Consider the following 4,280-nt stretch of genomic DNA (forward strand, 5'->3'; position numbering starts at 1 on the left):
ATAGGCAAGTACCTCGGTGTCAGCAGTGACACCGTTTACCGCTGGATCGACAAGCATGCGATGCCCGCCCATCGCATGGGCCGTCTTTGGAAGTTCAAAAAAGATCAAGTCGATGCCTGGGTAGAGGCAGGCGGGGCTGCGGAAACAGACAAGAAGCGTAAGGAGTGATAACGGGCTATGAACCACGCGACCCGAACGAGTATAGACAATCAAATAACCCCAGTTGTGGCACCTGAATTCTCATGGGCATGCGCACTGGAAGATCCTGCATTCCCTTTTGAAAAAGTCAGTGATGTTGCTGAACTGGAAAGTTGGCGAAAAGAAATTAACCGGCCTATCTATCATATACATAAATGGTGGGCACAACGACTTGGGACAGTATTTCGTGCGATTACACTTGGTGCTTTATCGCCGTCAGGAACTGATATCTTTGATGCTCTGTACAAACCGATACGACTTGATGAATTTGTTGTTTTTGATCCGTTTATGGGCAGTGGCACCACCATTGGCGAAGCCGCAAAACTCGGAGCGAGAGCTATTGGTCGGGATATTAATCCGGTAGCACACTTCCTAGTACGCAATGCTCTTTCTTACCACAATCGCGAAAGCGTACTGAATGAATATAAATCAATAGAGTCCGACGTTGCGGATAAAATCAGAGCGTTTTATAAAAGCCGTTTACCAAACGGGCAAGAAGCCGATGTCCTTTATTATTTCTGGGTAAAGACACTGGAATGCCCTTGTTGCAATAAAGATGTGGATCTTTTTTCTTCAAGGATCTTCGCTCGGCATGCTTATCCCAAACGCTACCCCCAAGCACAAGCCGTCTGCCCTGATTGCGGCGAAATCAATCAGGTACGATACGATGATGAGAGTGCGCACTGCACGTCCTGCCAAAAGATTTTTGATCCGCAGTCGGGTCCAGCGAAAGGTCAAAAGGCCACATGTCCTGCTTGTAACCACACTTTCTCCATAGCCCCGACAGTTCGTTCAACAGATGCTCCGCCTAAGCATCGACTCTATGCAAAGCTAATCCTTCTACCTGACGGCTCAAAGGTATATAAATCTGCTAATGATGAAGACCGATCTTTGTATGAAAAGGCTTCGGCAATGTTGGCTGAGCGTCCAAATGCCTATCCTGTAGTTTTAATAGAACCAGGTTACAATACGAACCAGGCGCTCAATTACAATTATAAGTATTGGCACGAAATGTTTAATGATAGACAGCTTCTCTGTTTGTCGATTTTGTCTGAGCGGATCAAGGCGATTAGTGATCCCGTATTACGTGATTTGTTTGCATGTCTATTCTCTGGAACCCTCGAATTCAACAACATGTTTGCCTCCTATAAAGGAGAGGGAACAGGTGCTGTCCGACACATGTTTGCGCATCACATTTTGAAACCAGAAAGAGTTCCATTGGAAGCAAATCTTTGGGGAACCTCGAAAAGCTCTGGTTCTTTCATGACAATGTTTAAAGGACGTATTTGTCGAGCTTTAGATTACGCTGAAAAACCATTTGAGCTACAGATTAGAACAAAGGATGGAAAGAAAATTACCGAAAAAATATTCGGCTTATCTGAACCGCTTGGTTTTGATTTGGCGAGTGAATATGCTGATTTTTCTGCCGGGAAGAGAATATATCTATCTTGCGGGGATTCGAGCCATACAGATATACCAGAGAAGTCTGTTGACGCTATCGTAACTGACCCTCCATTTTTCGATAACGTACACTATTCACAACTGGCTGATTTTTTTCATGTCTGGCAGCGTCATATTCTTGGTGAGAATGGCCAACGGGAGCGCGACTCGACGCGATATGTTTTGGAGGTTCAAAACGCCGATGTATCTCTCTTCACCGAGCGCCTTGCTGCCGTATGGGCAGAAGCCCACCGGGTGTTAAAAGATGATGGCGTGCTTGCTTTCACTTACCATCATTCAAGACCTGAAGGATGGCACTCAGTTCTTCAAGCAATTATGACTTCGGGCTTTAGCATTACAGCGGCACAGCCGATCAAAGCTGAAATGTCTGTTGCCATGCCAAAACACCAGGCGAAGGAACCAATCGATCTCGATGTAGTTTTAGTTTGCCGGAAGCGTTCCCAATTACCTCTGCATGACTGGAATGGAGATTTATGGGGGACAGTGAGGCCGGTTGTAGCCGATCAAGTTCGTCGTTTTCAAGAAAGTGGACGAGGTCTCAGCCGAAATGATTTGCGTGTCATAGTCATGGCGCAACTGCTCCGGCAACTCTCGACCTCTCATGAACCGAGCACCGCTCTGGCATTGCTTGAATCAAGCAATACGGAAATTGAAGCGACGATTGAATCGTTGCATATCGAAAAGAAATCAAAAAGAAAGGGGTAATCCGTGTCTCAGATATCAACGATTTTCAAAGAATGTGTGCGGGCCATCCGAGATGGAGTTTTAATCGAACGGGAAGGACGCAATGACAAGGAGTTTCATTTCCAAAATTGGTTCAAAGCTCGTCTTCAAAGAATTGGTGAGAACTTCGATGAACCGGGTCGAAACACTTATCCCGATTTTCGTTTAGTGCGTTTCACTGAGGGGTATGAACTAAAGGGGCTGGCCTACCCAGGGCGTGAGGCAGATTATGACTGTAATAGCCAGGTCCCTTGTGGCGAACATAATGGTCGTCAGGTTCTTTATGTTTTTGGGCGCTATCCCAGTAATCCAGACGGTAACCGCTATCCCGTTCTGGACCTTGTGATATGTCATGGCAGTTTCTTGAACGCAGACAATACCTACGTTCACAAAAACAAAAGCTTTCGAGGGTTTGGTAGTTATGGGGATATCCTTGTTCGTGATCGAAAAATGTATGTAGCCCCAACTCCTTTTGCACTTGCCGAGGGCACGGCTCACCGTCGAACTTTAATCCTTCCTGCTGACATGCCTGTTGATGCGGACTTGATCGAAATTGCCGAATTGACGAGACGCGAAGTGGACAGAATGGTTGTGGCATATAGCTTCGACTTAAGAACAAACGAACTTGCTACGACACTGGTTCCAAACCCAAATGCCGGAAGAGAGCATGTGTTCAAAGCTTATCGAGTAGCAGGAGATCCCATAGAAGCTATTACCTTGTGCGAACGTTCCAGAGAGATAGCTGAGCGTAATTATGCAGAGGTGGATGATGATAATGAATGATAATCGTACCAATCTCTGAAAGTGGACCGAAAGGGTAATGGGGATCTATGGCTAAAACAGGTCAGGCAAAGCAGATCATTGAGAACCGCAGAGGCGACACCTTTGGCGGTTGGCCTGCCCGTACCCTGCTGGAGACGGGCGACATTCCCATTGCCCAAATCGCCGAGCTTGCCCTGCGTGAAGGTCAGAGCTCGAATCCTTTGTACCGGGTCCACCGCTGGTTTGCTCGCCGGGTGGGCTCTCAGTTCCGTTCGATCATCACCGCGCTGACCCTTCCCCCTGACAAGGCCGACGCCTTTTGGGATACCTATCTCGGCAAGACCTTCGTGCATGGCGCTGTCGTTCTCGATCCCTTCATCGGTGGCGGGACAAGTTTGGTGGAGTCCATGCGCTGCAACGCCCGGGTGATTGGTTTTGATATCGACCCGGTCGCGACCTTTATTACCCGATTTGAGTTGGCCGCCTCCCGGATGGAGGATCACTATCCGGAAATCGAGCAGATCTGCAATGAGATCGCCCAACTCATTATGCCGTTGCATCGGACTATGGTGGACGGCGTCGAACGGGATGTTCTTCATCATTTCTGGGTCCAGGTGAAGCAGTGCTCGAATTGCCAGAACGATGTAGAGCTCCATCCCCATTTCCAACTGGCCTACTCCAAAGAGAAATGCCTGCAGTGGGTATTCTGCAAGGACTGTCATGCGGTCCACGAATTGCCGATTGAACGCAAGGTGCTGCACTGCTCTTGCGGCAAGCGCACCACTATCAGCGCGGGCACGCATGGCAACGGGATCATGACCTGCCCGACCTGCAAGCACAGCCAGAAGATTGCTGCGGATGACCTTGACGGTGCCGAACGCCCCGCTTGGATGCTCTTTGCCCAGGAGTATCTGGTCGGAACCGGCAAGAACTGCACAAGGCATTTCAAGCGCGTCGAAGAAGCGGACCAGGCGTTGTACGACCGAGCCACCCGTAAGCTGCGGATGATCGGGAATGGCTTGCTTGTGCCGACGAGAAGCATTCCCCGCGAGGGGCGTTCGGATGGACGACCTCTGATCCACGGGATTCGGCATTACGCAGACTTTTTCAATGACCGGCAGAAGCTCCACCTGCAC

4 protein-coding genes are annotated in these 4,280 nt (G+C 48.9%); all 4 read left to right on the forward strand.

Features of this window, described 5'->3' with window-relative positions; all coding sequences use genetic code 11:
- Positions 1-168, forward strand: a 168-nt coding sequence (locus ABYV26_RS21860; RefSeq protein WP_372683481.1) for a helix-turn-helix domain-containing protein, incomplete at its 5' end; no start/stop codon positions are given.
- A 9-nt stretch (positions 169-177) separates the two neighbouring features.
- Positions 178-2,364, forward strand: a complete 2,187-nt coding sequence (locus tag ABYV26_RS21865; protein WP_372683478.1) for a DNA methyltransferase — start codon at positions 178-180, stop codon at positions 2,362-2,364.
- A gap of 3 nt (positions 2,365-2,367) precedes the next feature.
- The gene (locus ABYV26_RS21870) at positions 2,368-3,165 is read left to right on the forward strand and encodes a hypothetical protein (protein ID WP_372683479.1); all 798 of its coding nucleotides are present in this window, start codon (positions 2,368-2,370) and stop codon (positions 3,163-3,165) included.
- Between the two features lie 47 nt (positions 3,166-3,212).
- On the forward strand, positions 3,213-4,280 hold a 1,068-nt coding region (locus tag ABYV26_RS21875), incomplete at its 3' end, for a hypothetical protein (protein ID WP_372683480.1).

It is taken from the genome of Desulfosarcina sp. (assembly GCF_041551955.1).
Taxonomy (GTDB): Bacteria; Desulfobacterota; Desulfobacteria; order Desulfobacterales; family Desulfosarcinaceae; genus Desulfosarcina.

Coding starts and splice junctions, on each gene's coding strand:
- ABYV26_RS21865 (WP_372683478.1), top strand. CDS start 178: ATGAACCACGCGACCCGAACGAGTATAGACAATCAAATAACCCCAGTT.